We start from the raw sequence: 15,581 nt of genomic DNA, 5'->3' as shown, positions 1-15,581 counted from the left end.
GGCGCCTGCGGTGCGTGGCTGATGGTCTGACCTGACGGCTTGACAAAAGCAGACGATCCCCTGGCCAATGCCGGGGGGTCTTTTTCTTTTTTTCTGCAGCAATCTTGCCTGGAGCTTTTCTGGGGTTAAATTGGGGCCATTGCCTCTGTGACTTAGGAACATGGCAATTATTTCTTCTCGAGATGCAGGCCAGAACGCTGAGAGCCCCAAGCGGCGGCAGCAAAAGTCTTCAGCCTGGAGAAAAGAAAGCGAGGAGTTGAGCCTTGCCGGGGAAAGGGAAGCGGATCCCTCTGCCCTGTTGCAGCCGCAAGCCCACCTCGGTGAAGCCCAGGAAGAATCGCTTCGCCCGCGCACTCTGGCGGAATACATCGGCCAGACGGAACTTAAGGAAGTGCTTTCCATTGCCATTGCAGCGGCCCGCGCTCGCCAAGAGCCCTTGGATCACCTGCTGTTCTACGGCCCGCCCGGCTTAGGCAAAACCACGGTGGCGGCAGTGCTGGCGGCAGAAATGGGATCCCAGTTCTACATGACCACCGCGCCGGCTTTGGAGAGCCCCCGCGACATTGCCGGGTATTTGGTGCGCTTGAAGCGGGGGGATGTGTTGTTTATTGACGAGATCCACCGCCTGCCCAAGGTTACAGAAGAATTGCTCTATCCGGCGATGGAGGATTTTCGTCTTGATATCACCATTGGCAAAGGTCGCTCTGCCCGCATCACCTCTCTGCCCTTGGAACGCTTTACCCTCATCGGGGCCACAACCCGCATTGGCGCCCTCACTTCTCCGCTGCGGGATCGCTTTGGCCATGTGCAACGGCTGCGCTTTTACGAGCCTCACGAGCTGGTGCAGATCGTGCTGCGCACGGCTCGCCTCTTGAATGTCTCCACCGATCCAGAAGGGGCTGCAGAGATCGCCCGCCGTTCTCGGGGCACACCCCGCATTGCCAACCGCCTGTTCAAGCGGGTGCGAGATTACGCCCAGGTGCGAGGGGACGGCCACATTAGCCGAGAAGTGGCAGCAGCCGCTCTGGAGCTGTTCCAGGTGGATCCTATGGGGCTGGATTGGACAGATCGCAAGCTTCTGACGGTGCTGGTGGAGCAGTTCGGTGGAGGGCCGGTTGGCTTGGAGACGATGGCCGCGGTGACGGGTGAGGATCCCCAAACCATTGAAGAAGTGTATGAGCCTTATCTGTTGCAGATCGGCTACTTGCAGCGTACACCCCGTGGCCGAGTGGTCACTCCCGCTGCGCTACGGCATTTGGGCTATGAAGCCCAATCCCCCCTGCCTTTGTGGAGCTAACTCGTCTCTCCCCTCACCCCCGACCCCTCTCTCACAAGAAAGAGAGCAGTTGAGAGCCCCATCTAGCTACGGTCATTGCCCACAGGGCTGAAGCTGGGCACCACCAGCTCGCGGTTTTGCTTGGTGAGACGACCGTACAGCTCCTGGGTGTTGGGGAAGTTGGCCGCCGGCAAGGTGGGGAAGCGGCGATAGGGCACCGTGTCTTCGCCGAAGAGATCCCGATATTCCTGGGTGTTCAGCAAAGCGCGCACAAAGGCTTTCACCCCCTGGGTGGCCAAGATCTGGTTGTACTTGCGGATCTCCTGCTGATTGAGGGGCGCACGGCCCAGAAAGTGCTTGGTGCCCAGCTCGATCACCTTGGTATTGGGATAGGGGGCATAGAACTCGGAGCGGTACAGCTCTGAACACCCCAGCGCCTCGATGAACTCCTTGACGGTGATCTCGCCGTTGCGCAGCTTGGACTCGGCGGAGCTGAGCTCGGCACTGATGTTGTAGATGTCCATATCCCGCTCGAAGACCTGCCGATAGGCGGCGCGGATGAGGTTGTTCACTTCCGCTTTGTTGGCCAGGCTGGTGAGCTTGAAGATGGGGATCTCTTGGCGTACCTTGGGCACCCCCTGCTGAGCCCGCCGCTGGATTTCCAGCTCGCCGGAAGGCATGTCCTGGGGCTGGCCCAACTTGACAAATAGCGGAATGTCCTCGTCGGTGCGAATGGGCTTGGTCACTGCCATGTCGGTGGAGCCGGGGCGCATCCGCCGCAGCGCCAGGCCGCCGGGGGTGAGGTAGCGCTCGTAGGGCACGATATCTTCCCCGAAGACCCGCTGGTACTCCTCGCCGTCCAAGATGGCATCCACCACCGCGTAGAACCCCTGCTTGGAGGCAATGTCAAACAGGCGGTTCATCTCTTGCCGTCCGTAGGTGGGTCGGCCCAGTAGCTTGCGGTGGATGAACTCGATGGCTTTGCAGACATACAAGCTGGACCAGTACTTGTTGCGGAAGAGATCCGACTTGGCCAGTTGGCGCACAAACTCTTTGACGGGAATTTCCCCCGACTCCAGCTTGATCTCCCAGCGGGTCAGCCGTTGGCCTTCGTAGGGCACATAGCCGTATACCTGTTGGTAGCAGGCGCGGATCACCGCCTGGGTGGATCCCTCGCTGCCGACAATGCCGGCCCGCACCCCCAGCCGTCGGCTGCGATCTCCCGGAGTCTGGGTGAGCTTGAAAACCTTCGGGCCAAGGCTGCCGGGATCCCCTGCTGCTCTGGGATTGGTGCGCTCGTTGGTGAGGGCAAAGCCGCGCCGGATGAGGATGCGCTTGACATCTTTGTTGAAGGGAGCAGGGCGGGCGCTGAGGGAACGGGTTTCCTTGGGGAAGATGGCCCCAAATTGGATCTCTAGCGGGTCATTGCCGGAGCCATAGGCATGCTGATCCGGCAGGGGCCGGTTGTAGCGGGCAAAGAGGGTAATGAACTGGGGCACCTTGCGGCGGGGGGCAGCGTAGTTGTAGAGGTCGAATTTGGCCCCCCAGTTGGCGCTGGTTTGCGCTTCTACCCCCAGCTTGCGCAGGTAGGGTACCGTCTCTTCGCCGAAGTAGTCTCCGTACTCGCGGCTATCCACCAGGGCGTCCACCAGGCCGGCCAGGCCCTTGCTGGAGATGATGGAGAAGTAGGTCTGCACTTCCTCGCGGGTTTCGGGAGCCCGCCCCAGGAAGTGGCGGAAGGCCAGCTCCACGACGCGGCTGTTGATGTAAGGCTCGTAGAACTGCTTGCGATACAGCTCCGATTTGCCCAGGCGGCGAATGAACTCCTTCATGGAGATCTCGCCGTTTTTCACCTTCGACTCCAGGTCGGAAAGCTTGAGGCCGTAGGCGCGGCGGATATCCCGCTCAAACACCTGTCGATAGGCGGCCTTGATGACTTCTTCTTTCTCGGCGTTGGACAGCCCCGGCTTCATGGCAAAAACGGGAACTTTTTCGGCAGCCAAGTTGTAAACCTGGGGTAGCTGCAGCCCTTGCAGAGGGATCCCGTCGGCGGTGCTGGCATTGCGCTGCCGCAGCTTGTCGGAAGGGGCGGGGGCGATGAACTCGCTCAGCAAGACATCGAAATATTGGTTGATGACGGCAACTGCTTCGGCATCTTTGCGGAAGTAGCCAGCCGCCGCCCGTTTCATCTCTTGAATGGCGACAATGGTGGCCTCGGCGGAGCAGGCATTTTCGATGATCTCCCGCAGGCCGCGCGTGTTGACGGCGATGATACTGGGATCCCCGGCCACCAAAGCGTAGGTGACGTAGCGCAAAAACCAGCTCAGATCCCGCAGCGATTTGCGCATGTTGGCAGCTCCGTAGCGGGAGATGTTGATGGGGCGGAAATTGGGGGGAATCTCCACACCGCTGGCGCTAAAGATGTTGCGGATGGCCTCAATGAATCCGCCGGTGGATTCCACGTAGAAGGCAGTACCCAGCTTGAAGGCTTCTTTCTCGTCTTGGGTCGCTTCTGGCCGCTCCAGATAGGCCATGGGCGAGCCCCCTGTGAAGATGCGGTTGGCTGCCCGGCTGACGATGATTTCCGAATTGGCCGCAATGACCTCGGCAATCTCTAGCCGTTTCAGGCCGCTGGAGAAAAAGTCCTCGAGGCGATCCAGCTCGGTGCGTCCCAGATAGCGATCCTGCTGTTCCGCCTGGGAGATGGTCGATACAGGCACGGTTTGGTAGAGACGGGGGTTGGAAACGACTGCGCCAGCGGATACGTTGATACCCATCGATCTTTTAAACTCCGTTTTGATCGAAAAAACTGCCGACAAAGGCCGAGGACAGTGCCATCGAAGGGGGTGAAGAGGCTGACCCACGACTGGAGGAGCATCCCTCTCTGAGCTGAGAAGGATCGATGCCCGATCCCTGAGGGGGAAGCCAAGCCTAGAATACTAGGGGCACGGGCCCAGAGTGGGGAGGTTGTTGCAGTTTGTAACACTGTTTCTCATCCACAAAGACATGGCTCTCAACCCAGCTCTACCCTCCCATCTGTTGTCTTCCGCTTTTCTCCTTGAGGATTGGGAGCAGGGACATTACGAACGCGTTACCCAGGTTTTACAGCAACAGCTCGAGCAGGGATCCCCCTCTCCAGAGCTGTATTGGGAGCTGGGAGCCGCTTATCTCCTGCTGGGTCGGGAACTGGAGGCGCAGCTGGTGTGGCAAGAGGGCTTGGCGATGCTGCAAGCGGGGGGGGTGGCCGAATCCGAGGCCGTCTACCACCTGCTGAGGAGCTTGCAGGCTTTGGCGGAAAGCCTGTGGGAGAAGGGCCATTGGCCGCAGGCAGCAGCTCTGTATCGGCAGCTTCTGGAGTTGGGGGATGGGCTTTCTGGGCTGGAGCTGTCTTCTGGCCAGGCTTTGGCTGCTCACCGCATTGGCCTGACCCAAGAGCGGAGCCGGCTGTGGGCTGCGGCAGCGGAGTGGTTTGAGCGGGCTTGCCAGCAGGATCCGACGGCGGCAGAGAGTTTTTGGCGCTGGGGCTTGGCCCTGATGAAGCTGGGCCGTTTGCGAGAGGCGATTTCCCCTCTGCAGGAGGCTGCGCGGCTGCGCCCTGAGTGGGGGGATCCCTGGGTACAGATGGGCCTGGCGTGGCTGGATCTGCAGGATCCAGTTCAGGCTGTGGGGTGTTTCCAGGTGGCTGAGGCGCGGGGCACCGGGACAGCGCAGCTCTACAGCTACTGGGCGGAAGCGGAAGTGCGGTTGGCTCACCCTGAGGCGGCTTGGGAGAAGGTTTGCCGAGCGGTGGCAGCGGAACGGAATTGGGTGCAGGCGTGGTGCGAGGGCAGTGGCAGAGAAAGCCCTCTGCGGTCTGGACTGGAGCAGGCATGCAGGGGAGAGGGATCTGCGAGGATCCCCGATTTCCTGTATTCGGCTTGGCGGCAGCGTTGGGCTCCAGAAGGCGTTGCCCTTCAAGCGGACTCTTTTTCCCAGAACCCCCCCCCTACAACCGACTTCTGGCCGGTGCCAACCCAAGGCTACCTCACCACCCGGCAGTGGCATCAGGCCACGGGCGAAGGGGACTACCAACTGCTGGATCCAGGGGGGGTTCTCTGTCTAAAAGCGCCCCCTGCCGCTGATCCCGACATTTTGCAAAAGTTGCGCCCGCAGCGCATCCCCTTGGCAGAGACCTTTGTCGCCCAGATCCCCCGAGGATCCGTCCACGTGGGCCACTATCCCCGCCACCTCTACGCCAGCTTTGCCAGCGGGGTGCTCACCCGCCGGGGAGAATTGCTCGCCGATCTATCCCTGAGCTTGCCGCCGCCGGAGTTCCTCGACTGGGACTACAGGCCAGATCACCTGCGACACCACCCCCTGCTGGGCTTGCCCCATCTCCCCCCACCGATCCCACTGGATGGCCCCGTTGCCCTTTTGCCCTTGGGGGCAGTTAATTACTTTCACTGGATGGTGGATATTCTGCCGGCCCTCGATATCCTGCAGCGGTCGGGCGCCCTGGAAAAGGACATCCCCATCTTGATCCACGGGTATCAAAGAAAGCCCTTTCAGGTGCAGAGCTTGGCTGCTTTGGGGATCCCAGCCGAGCGCATCCTCAGCTTTGAGCAGTTGGGGGGATCCCATCTGCAAGCCCAGAACCTGATCGTGCCCTCGGCAGGCGCTCCGGTGGGGTGTTTGACGCCCAGGGGATTGGAGGTGCTGCGGCAACTGGCCCAGCCGAGTTTATCCATTGACCCCTTACAACCGCGGCGAATTTACATCAGCCGTCGGTCTGCCCGCTGGCGGCGGGTGATCAACGAAGCGGAGGTGCTGGCCTGCTTGCGCCCCTGGGGATTTGCACCGGTGCAGATGGAAACCCTTTCTCTTCAAGAGCAAATAGCCCTAATGCAAGGGGCAGAGGCGGTGATCGGGATCCACGGGGCGGGCCTAACCAACCTCGCCTTTTGTCCACCCGGCACCACCGTCATCGAGATCTTGCCCAGCAATGCAGTGCTTCCCTATTTTTGGAGTATTGCTCAGGTGGCAGGGTTAAGGTATTTCCCCTTGGTGGCGCCTGTTTGCGATCCGGCTTTGGTGGCTCTTCTTTCCAGCCCCGATTTGGATCGAGAAGATGCCTGGGTTCGGATCCCGGACTTGCTGAATGTGCTGGAACAGACAGGGATCAGGGGATAATGGGATCGGAGGGACTCGAACCCTCACGTTCTTGAGGAACAACGGATTTTAAGTCCGTAGCGTCTACCATTCCGCCACGATCCCAATCTGTCGGCAATAGCCGTACTACTCTATCAAACTGCTCGCCTTGGGGGGGCAAGTCTTTAAGTTGGTTCACCCAGCCCTGCAGTGGAGGGTATGAAGTAGGGGATTGCTGCCCCTGCTGATGGGATCCCTGCTGTGCCCGCTGGCTTGAAGCTCCTACAACTTCTCTTTCAAAAAAACGTTGGCCACCCAGATCCCCACCACCGCCAAGGCGGCCATCCCATAAAAGGTATAGCTATAGCTGCCCAGCCTATCGCGAATTTGCCCCGCGATCATCGTTCCCACCAAGGCCCCAACTCCATAGGCGGTAAACACAATGCCGTAGTTCTGGGCGTAGCGTTCGGGATCAAACAAGCGCAGGGTCAGGGCGGGAGCCATGGCCAGCCACCCCCCCAGGCAAAACCAAAGCAAGGAAAAGGCTACCCAATAGCCCAGAAGGGATCCCTGGGGAGGCAGGAGCATTAGCCCACAGGCCAGCAGGATCAGCCCATAGGAGCCCGTAGTGACCTGATGGGGATGTAAGCGATCGGCCAACCAGCCAAACAGAGGACGGCTGATCCCGTTGAAAATGGCGAAGAGAGCCACGCTGTTGGCAGCCGCAGTGGGATCCAGGCCGATCAGCTCTTCCCCCACGGGGCCGGAAATCCCAATGGCGCTTAAACCGATCAGAGTGCCGATGGCGTAGCAGATCCACAGGCCATAGAAGGAGGGGTTTCTCAGCAGAGGGAGAGAGCGCCTAGAAGCCGGTAGAGGGTGATCTGGGCTGTCCGTGGATTTTCTTGGAAAAGATGGGGAAGGGATCCAATCGGGGGGAGGAAATCTCAGTTGGGTTGCGATCCCCAAGATCACCGCTGCAAAGAGGATCCCCAAAATCAGCAGCGTAGGTCGAACCCCCAGCGCCTCGATCAAGCGGTTGGCTAGAGGAGCGGTAAGCAGGGGGGATAGGCCAAAGCCGACAATGGTGGATCCCACCGCCAATCCCTTGCGATCCGGGAACCAACGGGCTGCCACGGCCATTGGCACTCCATAGGCTATTCCCACACCGCTGCCGGCAATGACTCCATAGCAGAGGGCAATCCACCCAATGGAGGGGGCGAAGCTGGCCAGCCCATAGCCCAAACCCACCAAGCTGCCCCCCAGAGCCAGTACTCGGCGGGATCCCCAGCGGGGGATGACAAACCCTGTGATGGGCATGAGGGTAGCGTAAAACACGAGGGCAACGGTGTAGGGCAGCAGGCTCTCACTGGCCCCGATCCCCAGCTCTGTTTCCAGAGGCTTGCGGAAAATGCTCCAGGAATAGACGGTTCCCAGGCAAAGAAGAACCAGGAGCCCCAGGAGGATAAAAAGCCATCTCCCCATATGGGCCGGTTGTCCATACAAAGTAACGGGGGATCCAACCCTTTTCATGGGTATTTGGAGCTTGTTAGCTTGTGGGGGCGTGGGGTAGCTAAGCCCCGCACTGTAACCGTAGCATCAGTGTCGGGATACAGATACCCCCACATGGTGTATGATGGGAGTAGTTGTACAAAACGGCGTTGCCGGAATCTGGTACAACTACGCGGTAGGGCATTCCGTGTCTGCGCGTGGAGGGTTCTTGCGAAGGCTCCCCGATGAAGCGCGAAGCCCACGCTGTACCTGTAGGGTCAGCGATGGGAGTATGTCACAGCTGAGTTCAACCCATTCTCTCAGCCCTTTCGAGGATGAGCCGATAGGAATAGAATTGCTTGAATTGTTCAGCCAACCGTTGGCTAGAGGCGTTTGGCCTCTACCGTCTTGGGCAGAGACAAAGGCTCCGGCAGCTCCGGGATGGACAATTCCCAACCGTTGCTCAAGGTGAAAATGGTTTCCCCGGCCTCTGAACGGGTGGCCACAACCGATTCTTCCAGATCTTTTTTGGGAACGTAGACCATCAAATGCCCGTAGGCACTTTCGTGCAGGATGACTTTCATAGCCCTTTCTCCACAAGTTCCAGCTCTTGGGCACGGCACCCCACCACCAAGCCTTTGGCCAAGCAGTGGACGGCATAGACGTAAAACCGTTGTAGAAAGGTGCCAATGGAAATCACGTAACCTTCGTCGCCCGGAACGGCCAAGATTTTCCCCACCGGCTGGCCGAAGAAGGTGCCATCGTTGCGGATGACCTTACGGATGCGGACTTTGTCGCCCAGCTCAAATTGGGGAGGGCGATCCAGCTCCAGTTCGTCGCTCATGGGGTACCTCCTGTGATTTCTGCCAGCACCTGACAAAGCTCTTGGCGGGTTAGGCTGCGGCCTACTTGGCGCGCCCGTCGAGACACGGCTGCCAAAATGGCCTGAGATTTGGAAGTTTCCTTTCCGGACAAGCGGTTAGACAACATCGGGATGGCTCTCCTCTGGGATGGGTTCTGGAGTGTGTTGCGCCCATTGCGTCAGCGTTGCGCGGCAATAACGGGCCAGTTCCGCCGGTGGGATCGGATGCTTGCAGTGGGTGACGTGCTGCCGCACCTGTTCCAGGAGCTTTTCCAGCTGGCCAGGCGGGATCTGCTCGACAGGGATCCCCTGTTCCTTGAGGATTTGCAGCAGCAAATGCCTGCCGGAGTGTTTGCCCAACACCAGCCGCCGCTGGCTGCCCACGGCTTCTGGTGGGAAAGGCTCATAGGTCTGGGGATCCCGTAGCACCCCTGCAGCGTGAATGCCCGACTCGTGGGCAAAGGCGTTGTCACCGACGATGGCCTTCCAGGGGGGGAGGGGAGCACCGCTGGCCCGTGCCACCTGTTGAGACAGCTCCCGCAGACGGCAGGTATCCACCCCAACGTCGATCCCCAAGGTGTAGCGCAAAGCCATCACCACCTCTTCCAAGGGGGCATTGCCGGCCCGTTCCCCCAAGCCGTTGACGGTGGTGTTTACCGACTGAGCGCCGGCGCGGATTCCGGCCAAGGCATTGGCAGTGGCCATGCCCAGGTCGTCGTGGGTATGCATCTCCACAGGGATATCGATGGCCCGCACCAGACGGCGAATCTGCTTGTAGGTGCTAAAAGGATCCAAAACGCCCACCGTATCGCAGTAGCGGAAGCGCCGACAGCCCCAGCTTTGGGCCATTTGGGCCAACTCGATCACCTGCTCCAGGGGGGTGCGGCTGGCATCTTCTGCCCCCACCGAGACCCACAGCCCTTGCTCCAAGGCCATCTCCACGCATTGGCGCAACTGTCGCAGCAGCCGAGGGCGATCCCCTTGGAACTTGGCAGCGATTTGCCGATCCGAGACCGGCACGGAGATGTGGATCCGCTTGAGGCCGCAACGAATAGAGGCGAGGATATCGCTGGGCACAGCCCGGTTCCACCCCAGCAGCTGAGCCCGCAGCCCCAGGCTGAGCATGGCGCGAATGGCTTCCGTTTCCACGGCGCCCATGGCCGGGATCCCCACCTCAATTTCGGGTACGCCAATGGCATCCAAGAGGGCGGCAATGGAGATTTTCTCGGGGATTTGGAAGGCTACCCCTGCCGCTTGCTCCCCATCGCGCAGGGTGGTGTCGTTGATGGTGATAGAGGAATTCATGGGATCCATCCTCCAAGGCCTACGGCCTGACAAGGCAATCGGTAACCGTCGATGGTGCTCCGCACCGCTGGCGCGACCCCGGTTGCGTCAGGGCAATCATGTCCAGGGTAGAAAGCTCAACCGAAGTTCTGGCAGAATTCATCAGATTCCTGTAAGGCTTGGCTGTTCCTCTTAGCGGGGTGGAGTCTTTGGAGCAGGGGATCCTTGACAAGATCTATCTAGCCTCTGGGATCCCCCTACTCCGGAAGCTAACGAATTAAGTCGAAGGAAAAATCGGTTTTGCCGGGGATGATGCTGCGCCGATCTGCCTCATCCAGAATGGTGTTGACAATCCAGTTAAGGAGGTTGAGCGCCCCCACATAGCCATAGGTGGGATAGCGATGCAGATGGTGGCGGTCGAAGATGGGGTAGCCGATGCGCACCAAAGGCGTGCCCGTATCCCGCCACAGGTATTTGCCGTAGGAATTGCCGATCAGCAGATCCACCGGCTCGGTGAACATCAGAGAGCGCAGATGCCAGAGATCCTTGCCCCCCCAGACGGTTGCCCCCTGTCCATAGGGACTGGAGGCCAGCAGTGCCCGCGCCTCGGCTTCGAACTCCTCGTTGCTGTTGGTCACCACCACATGGATCGGCTCCGCTCCCAGCTCCAGCAACAGGCTGAGCAAGCCCATCACCAGATCCGGATCCCCATACAGGGCTACCCGCTTGCCGTGGATCCACGCTTGGGAGTCCGTGAAAGCATCCACCGCCCGGCCCCGTTCGATCTCCAGCTCGGCGGGAATGGGCTTGCCCGTTAACTGGGATAGCTGCATCAAAAACTCATCCGTGCCCCGAATACCCACTGGCCGCGCCGTCAGGGTGGGCCGACCCGAGGCCTCTGCTAGAAACTCCAGGGTCTTGGGCGTGGTGTAGCGCTGGAAGGAAAAAGTAGCCTCGGCGTTGAGGCATTGGGCGGCCACCTCCAGAGGGGTTCCGCCGGGATACATGTGGAAAGTGCCGTCGTTGGGCGAATCCAAATAGTCGGAGTTGTCCGCCAGCAAAGTCAGCGGGATCCCAAATAAGCCGAAGATGCGCTTGATCTCCCGCAAGTTGCCCACGTAGGTATCGAAGCCAGGGATGACGTTGATGTAGCCATTGCTACCCGTGCGGCCCACCGGCTCGGTGAGGGTGCTGAGAATGCTCTTGAGCATGTTGTCGTAGCCGGTGATGTGGGATCCCACAAAGCTTGGCGTGTGGGCATAGGGCACCGGGAAGTCGCGGGAAATCACTCCCTCATTTCTGGCCGTGGTGATGAAGGCCCCCAGGTCATCCCCGATCACCTCCGCCATGCAGGTGGTGCACACGGCGATCATCTTGGGCTTGTAGAGGGCGTAGGCATTTTCCAGTCCCTCGATTAGGTTTTTGAGGCCGCCAAACACCGCCGCATCTTCCGTCATCGAGGTGGAGACCGCCGAAAAGGGCTCCTTAAAGTGGCGGGTGAGATGGGTGCGAAAATAGGCCACACACCCCTGGGATCCATGGACGAAGGGCAAAGTTCCCTCGAAGCCGACAGCGGCGAAGATGGCCCCCAAGGGTTGGCAGGCTTTGGCAGGGTTTATCGTCAAAGCTTCCCGCTGAAAGTTTTTCTCCCGGTATTCCCAAGATTTTGTCCATTCGGCCACCCGGGCCACTTCTTCCGGGGAAGGGAGATCTTCAAAGGTTTGCTTGCACTGCAGAAGCGCCTGATATTCCGGATCTTGAAACAGGCGGGCATGATCTTTGATGTCTTGGATATCTTGCGGCATGGTCGGTCTCCTAATGAGGGGCAGGGGAAGGAAGGGCCGTTCGCGTCTGGGATCCCGGCGGCAAGCTAGGATTTCCAGGGGGCTTTGACCAGATCCCAGGTGGGGCTATTCAAAGCCAAATCCATATCGCGAGCGAACACGGCAAAGCCGTCGTAGCCGTGGTAGGGGCCGGAGTAGTCCCAAGAGTGCATCTGGCGGAAGGGCAAAGCCATCTTTTGAAAGACGTACTTCTCCTTGATGCCGGAGGCGATGAGATCTGGCTTCAACCTCTTGGCAAATTCTTCAAACTCGTAGCCGGACACGTCATCGTAGATGAGGGTGCCATCATCGATGTACTGGGTGGTGCGCTTGTAGTCGTCGCCGTGGCCGAATTCGTAGCCGGTGGCAATCACCTCCATGCCCAGCTCCCGGAAGGCCGGGATGACGTGGCGGGGCCGCAGTCCGCCCACCATCAGCATCACCCGCTTGCCCTCCAGGCGGGGACGGTACTTGGCAATGATGGCCTCGCTCTGGGGCTTGTACTTGGCGATCACCTGCTCTGCCTTGGCCTGGATGGTCTCGTCGAACCGCTGGGCGATGGCCCGCAGCGACTTGGCAATTTGGGTGGGGCCAAAGAAATTGAACTCCAGCCAGGGGATCCCGTAGGCTTCCTCCATGTGGCGGCAGATGTAGTTCATGGAGCGGTAGCAGTGGATGAGATTCAGCTTTACCCGGGGGGCAAGCAACATCTCGTTCCAGGTGCCATCGCCGGAGAACTGGGTCACCACCCGCAGGCCCATCTCTTCCAGCAAAATCCGGGAAGACCAGGCGTCGCCGCCGATGTTGTAGTCCCCAATCAGGGCCACATCATAAGGGCCGGGCTCAAAGTTGAGGGATCCCTCCTTGGCTTTCTTGTCAGCAATGGGCAGAACCCAGTCCCGCACTGTATCGTTAGCAATGTGGTGGCCCAGGGACTGGGAAACCCCCCGAAAGCCCTCGCAGCGCACCGGCACCACCGGCTTGCCAATTTCTTTGGAAACTCTCTTGGCCACTGCCTCGATGTCATCCCCGATCAAGCCGACGGGGCATTCGGACTGGATGGTAATGCCTTTGGCCAAGGGGAAGAGTTCGCTGGCTTCCACCAAGAGTTTGGCCAGTTTTTTGTCCCCCCCGAACACCACATCTCGCTCCTGAAAATCGGAGGTGAACTGCATGGTAACGAAGGTATCTACCCCGGTTGTGCCGACGTAGTAATTGCGCCTTCCCGACCAGGAGTAGTAGCCGCAGCCCACGGGGCCATGGCTGAGGTGGATCATGTCTTTGACCGGCCCCCACACCACCCCCTTGGAACCGGCATAGGCACAGCCGCGAGTGGTCATGACGCCGGGGATCGACTTGATGTTGGACTTTACTCCGCAATCCGTTTTGCCCTTGTCGTAGACGTTGAGGTGTTTGGCTCGCTTTTGCTTGGCCTTTTCCGGATAGGTTTCCAGAACTTCTGCAATAACTTTTCGGTTTTCCTCTTTGAGGGCGCTTTTTGGAGTAGTCATGGGAAGAGCCTCATCTACTGGATTTTTTTGAGAAAGAAACTAGGGGGAACCGAGGGCCGAGGGAGGAAGGGATCCACCCCCAGCCCATCTTTAAGTTCACACTGGGGCCAACTCTTTTTCGGTTTTGCCGATGAGGTGGGCGATTTTCTGGTCGTCGTCCAAAACGCCGAACTCTATCAACAACTGTTCCAGCTCATCCATAGAGATGGGGGTGGGGATCCTCAGATCCGTGTTGTTGATGATCTTTTTGGCCAAGGCCCGATACTCGTCAGCTTGGTTGCAGTCGGGGGAGTACTCGATCACCGTCATGCGGCGCAATTCTGCGTGCTGAACCACATTGTCGCGGGGGATGAAGTGCAGCATTTTGGTGTTGAGCTTTTCGGCCAGAGCTTCGATCAGCTCGATCTCGCGATCCACTTTGCGGCTGTTGCAGATCAAGCCACCCAAGCGCACGCCGCCGGAGTAGGCGTATTTCAGCACGCCGCGGGCGATGTTGTTGGCCGCATACATGGCCATCATTTCGCCGGAGCAAACAATGTAGATCTCTTGGGCCTTGCCCTCCCGAATGGGCATGGCAAAACCGCCGCAGACCACGTCCCCCAGCACGTCGTAGCAGACAAAGTCCAGATCCTCGTAGGCTCCGTTTTCTTCCAAGAAATTGATGGCGGTGATGATGCCTCGTCCGGCACAGCCAACACCAGGCTCGGGGCCACCGGATTCCACGCAGCGCACCCCTCGGTAGCCGGTGAGAACCACTTCTTCCAGCTCCACGTCTTCTACGGATCCCCGCTCAGCAGCCAGGTGAAGGACGGTGGTCTGGGCTTTGCAGTGCAACATGAGGCGGGTGGAATCGGCTTTCGGGTCGCAGCCGACGATCATGATCCGCTGTCCCAATTCGGCCATACCGGCAACGGTATTCTGACAGGTAGTGGATTTGCCGATACCGCCTTTGCCGTAGAATGCAATTTGTCTCATGGTTCAGTTCTCCTAATGAAGACTTGAGGAAAAACTTGAGGGCGACTTAAGGGTTAGAAATCTCTTGCCAATGGGCGCAACTGGTCGCATTAGCGAGACGGGATCCTTACTGCAAAGGATTTCAGCTCGCGGGAAGGCAGCCTTGGATCCCTTGGAATCCAAAAGCAAACCGGTTGAACGGTGGGGCTCTCCCGAATCGAGGCAGGAGATGGGGGAAGCGACGGGGAGTAACAGTGGGGCAGATCATAGGGCTCTCAGGCTTATCGAGAATGGGGAACTAGAGGGCATGCACGGTTAAAGTGGGCCACACCTGTTCTTGCAGGCGGGTTTCGATGAGCAACCGCAGGGTGTTTTGCTGGCTGGGGCAGGTGGTGCAGGATCCCTTGAGGCGCACCCACACCTGATCCCCTTCCAGGTCGTACAGCTCCACATCGCCGCCATCGGCCAACAGCAGCGGGCGAACTTCCTCCTCCAGGACGGCCTGAATGCGGGCGATCTTTTGCAAGGTGGTGAGGGGAGAGGGAGCAGCGGGAGAGGGCTCTGTCTGGTTTTGGGAGTTCCCTTTTGAATTTCTTGAATCTTCTGAAGGGGTTGCGTCAGTCTCGGCCAGAACGGCGGCAATCAGGTCTTCAATCTGGGCCAGGCAGGAACCACAGCCACCACCCGCTTTGCTGTAGGCTGTTACTTCCTCAGCGGAGGTGAGGTGGTTTTCCCGGATCAAGCGGCGGATCTTTTGCTCGCTGACGCCAAAGCAGGAGCAGACCAAGGCGCTGTCATCATCCGTATGGTCAGGTAGGGGAAGGCCGCGATAGCTGTAGATGGCTGCCTCCAGAGCCTCTTGCCCCATCACCGAGCAGTGCATCTTGGCGGGGGGCAGGCCGCCTAGGTAGTCAGCGATTTGGCGGTTGTCGATCCGCAGGGCTTCATCCAGAGTGAGGCCGGTGATCAGCTCCGTCAGGGCCGAGGAAGAGGCAATGGCGCTGGTGCAGCCGAAGGTTTGGAAGCTGGCAGCCAAGATGCGCTCGCTGGCCTCGTCCACCTTTAAGTAGAGCCGCAGGGCATCGCCACAGGTGATGCTGCCCACTTCTCCCACCACCACCCGAACACCAGGCTCGGAGCTGGGATCCATTGCCCCTTGGTTTTTGGGGTGGTAGAAGAGTTCCAAAACTTTTTCGCTGTAGTCCCACATGGCTGGATCCTGAGTTGAGGATGCTAACGGTCGAGGGAAGATG

The 15,581-nt window shown here is 59.4% G+C and carries 12 protein-coding genes and 1 tRNA gene; 2 read left to right on the top strand and 11 right to left on the bottom strand.

The features are described 5' to 3' along the window. Window positions 1-160: 160 nt before the first annotated feature. Complete coding sequence (ruvB, locus tag NW842_RS04420) at window positions 161-1,297, top strand: Holliday junction branch migration DNA helicase RuvB (protein ID WP_414355682.1); 1,137 nt, start codon at window positions 161-163, stop codon at window positions 1,295-1,297. A 62-nt stretch (window positions 1,298-1,359) separates the two neighbouring features. On the opposite strand, the gene NW842_RS04415 is transcribed toward ruvB, so the two are convergent. After that, the gene (locus NW842_RS04415; RefSeq protein ID WP_414417553.1) at window positions 1,360-4,053 is read right to left on the bottom strand and encodes a phycobilisome rod-core linker polypeptide; all 2,694 of its coding nucleotides are present in this window, start codon (window positions 4,051-4,053) and stop codon (window positions 1,360-1,362) included. A gap of 193 nt (window positions 4,054-4,246) precedes the next feature. On the opposite strand from NW842_RS04415, the gene NW842_RS04410 reads away from it, so the two are divergent. Further along, the gene (locus NW842_RS04410) at window positions 4,247-6,445 is read left to right on the top strand and encodes a glycosyltransferase 61 family protein (RefSeq protein ID WP_414417552.1); all 2,199 of its coding nucleotides are present in this window, start codon (window positions 4,247-4,249) and stop codon (window positions 6,443-6,445) included. Here NW842_RS04410 and NW842_RS04405 read toward each other — a convergent pair. The 10 genes from NW842_RS04405 to nifU all read right to left on the bottom strand — a co-directional run bounded on the left by NW842_RS04405 (window position 6,446) and on the right by nifU (window position 15,538). Continuing rightward, a tRNA-Leu gene (locus NW842_RS04405) sits at window positions 6,446-6,529 on the bottom strand. 156 nt (window positions 6,530-6,685) lie between these two features. Further along, window positions 6,686-7,888, bottom strand: coding sequence for an OFA family MFS transporter (locus NW842_RS04400; protein ID WP_414417551.1), 1,203 nt, complete (start codon window positions 7,886-7,888; stop codon window positions 6,686-6,688). A 389-nt stretch (window positions 7,889-8,277) separates the two neighbouring features. After that, window positions 8,278-8,478, bottom strand: coding sequence for a putative nitrogen fixation protein NifT (nifT, locus tag NW842_RS04395; RefSeq protein WP_011430645.1), 201 nt, complete (start codon window positions 8,476-8,478; stop codon window positions 8,278-8,280). Further along, entirely contained in the window at window positions 8,475-8,738 is a 264-nt protein-coding gene (locus NW842_RS04390; RefSeq protein ID WP_011430646.1) for a nitrogen fixation protein NifZ, read from the bottom strand. Before NW842_RS04390 ends, nifT begins: the two co-directional genes overlap by 4 nt. Beyond that, a complete protein-coding gene (locus NW842_RS04385) occupies window positions 8,735-8,884 on the bottom strand; it encodes a hypothetical protein (protein ID WP_011432085.1) in 150 nt (49 codons plus the stop codon). The genes NW842_RS04390 and NW842_RS04385 overlap by 4 nt, the downstream gene beginning before the upstream one ends. Further along, entirely contained in the window at window positions 8,874-10,061 is a 1,188-nt protein-coding gene (gene nifV / locus NW842_RS04380; RefSeq protein ID WP_414417550.1) for a homocitrate synthase, read from the bottom strand. The genes NW842_RS04385 and nifV overlap by 11 nt, the downstream gene beginning before the upstream one ends. A 248-nt stretch (window positions 10,062-10,309) precedes the next feature. Then, window positions 10,310-11,845, bottom strand: coding sequence for a nitrogenase molybdenum-iron protein subunit beta (gene nifK, locus NW842_RS04375; RefSeq protein ID WP_414417549.1), 1,536 nt, complete (start codon window positions 11,843-11,845; stop codon window positions 10,310-10,312). 65 nt (window positions 11,846-11,910) lie between these two features. Further along, window positions 11,911-13,374 (bottom strand): nitrogenase molybdenum-iron protein alpha chain, encoded by a 1,464-nt coding sequence (nifD, locus tag NW842_RS04370; protein ID WP_099813105.1) that lies wholly within the window; start codon window positions 13,372-13,374, stop codon window positions 11,911-11,913. 96 nt (window positions 13,375-13,470) lie between these two features. Continuing rightward, window positions 13,471-14,349 (bottom strand): nitrogenase iron protein, encoded by an 879-nt coding sequence (gene nifH / locus NW842_RS04365; RefSeq protein ID WP_011430651.1) that lies wholly within the window; start codon window positions 14,347-14,349, stop codon window positions 13,471-13,473. A gap of 277 nt (window positions 14,350-14,626) precedes the next feature. Beyond that, the gene (gene nifU, locus NW842_RS04360) at window positions 14,627-15,538 is read right to left on the bottom strand and encodes a Fe-S cluster assembly protein NifU (protein WP_414355673.1); all 912 of its coding nucleotides are present in this window, start codon (window positions 15,536-15,538) and stop codon (window positions 14,627-14,629) included. Between the last annotated feature and the right edge of the window lie 43 nt (window positions 15,539-15,581).

The sequence above is a fragment of the Synechococcus sp. R55.4 genome (assembly GCF_047461935.1).
Lineage (GTDB): Bacteria > Cyanobacteriota > Cyanobacteriia > Thermostichales > Thermostichaceae > Thermostichus.
Note: the sequence above shows the minus strand (reverse complement) of the source record. Positions and strands in the feature narration are given on the sequence as shown.

Coding starts and splice junctions, on each gene's coding strand:
- ruvB (WP_414355682.1), top strand. CDS start 161: ATGGCAATTATTTCTTCTCGAGATGCAGGCCAGAACGCTGAGAGCCCC.
- NW842_RS04415 (WP_414417553.1), bottom strand. CDS start 4,053: ATGGGTATCAACGTATCCGCTGGCGCAGTCGTTTCCAACCCCCGTCTC.
- NW842_RS04400 (WP_414417551.1), bottom strand. CDS start 7,888: ATGGGGAGATGGCTTTTTATCCTCCTGGGGCTCCTGGTTCTTCTTTGC.
- nifT (WP_011430645.1), bottom strand. CDS start 8,478: ATGAAAGTCATCCTGCACGAAAGTGCCTACGGGCATTTGATGGTCTAC.
- NW842_RS04390 (WP_011430646.1), bottom strand. CDS start 8,738: ATGAGCGACGAACTGGAGCTGGATCGCCCTCCCCAATTTGAGCTGGGC.
- NW842_RS04385 (WP_011432085.1), bottom strand. CDS start 8,884: ATGTTGTCTAACCGCTTGTCCGGAAAGGAAACTTCCAAATCTCAGGCC.
- nifV (WP_414417550.1), bottom strand. CDS start 10,061: ATGAATTCCTCTATCACCATCAACGACACCACCCTGCGCGATGGGGAG.
- nifK (WP_414417549.1), bottom strand. CDS start 11,845: ATGCCGCAAGATATCCAAGACATCAAAGATCATGCCCGCCTGTTTCAA.
- nifD (WP_099813105.1), bottom strand. CDS start 13,374: ATGACTACTCCAAAAAGCGCCCTCAAAGAGGAAAACCGAAAAGTTATT.
- nifH (WP_011430651.1), bottom strand. CDS start 14,349: ATGAGACAAATTGCATTCTACGGCAAAGGCGGTATCGGCAAATCCACT.
- nifU (WP_414355673.1), bottom strand. CDS start 15,538: ATGTGGGACTACAGCGAAAAAGTTTTGGAACTCTTCTACCACCCCAAA.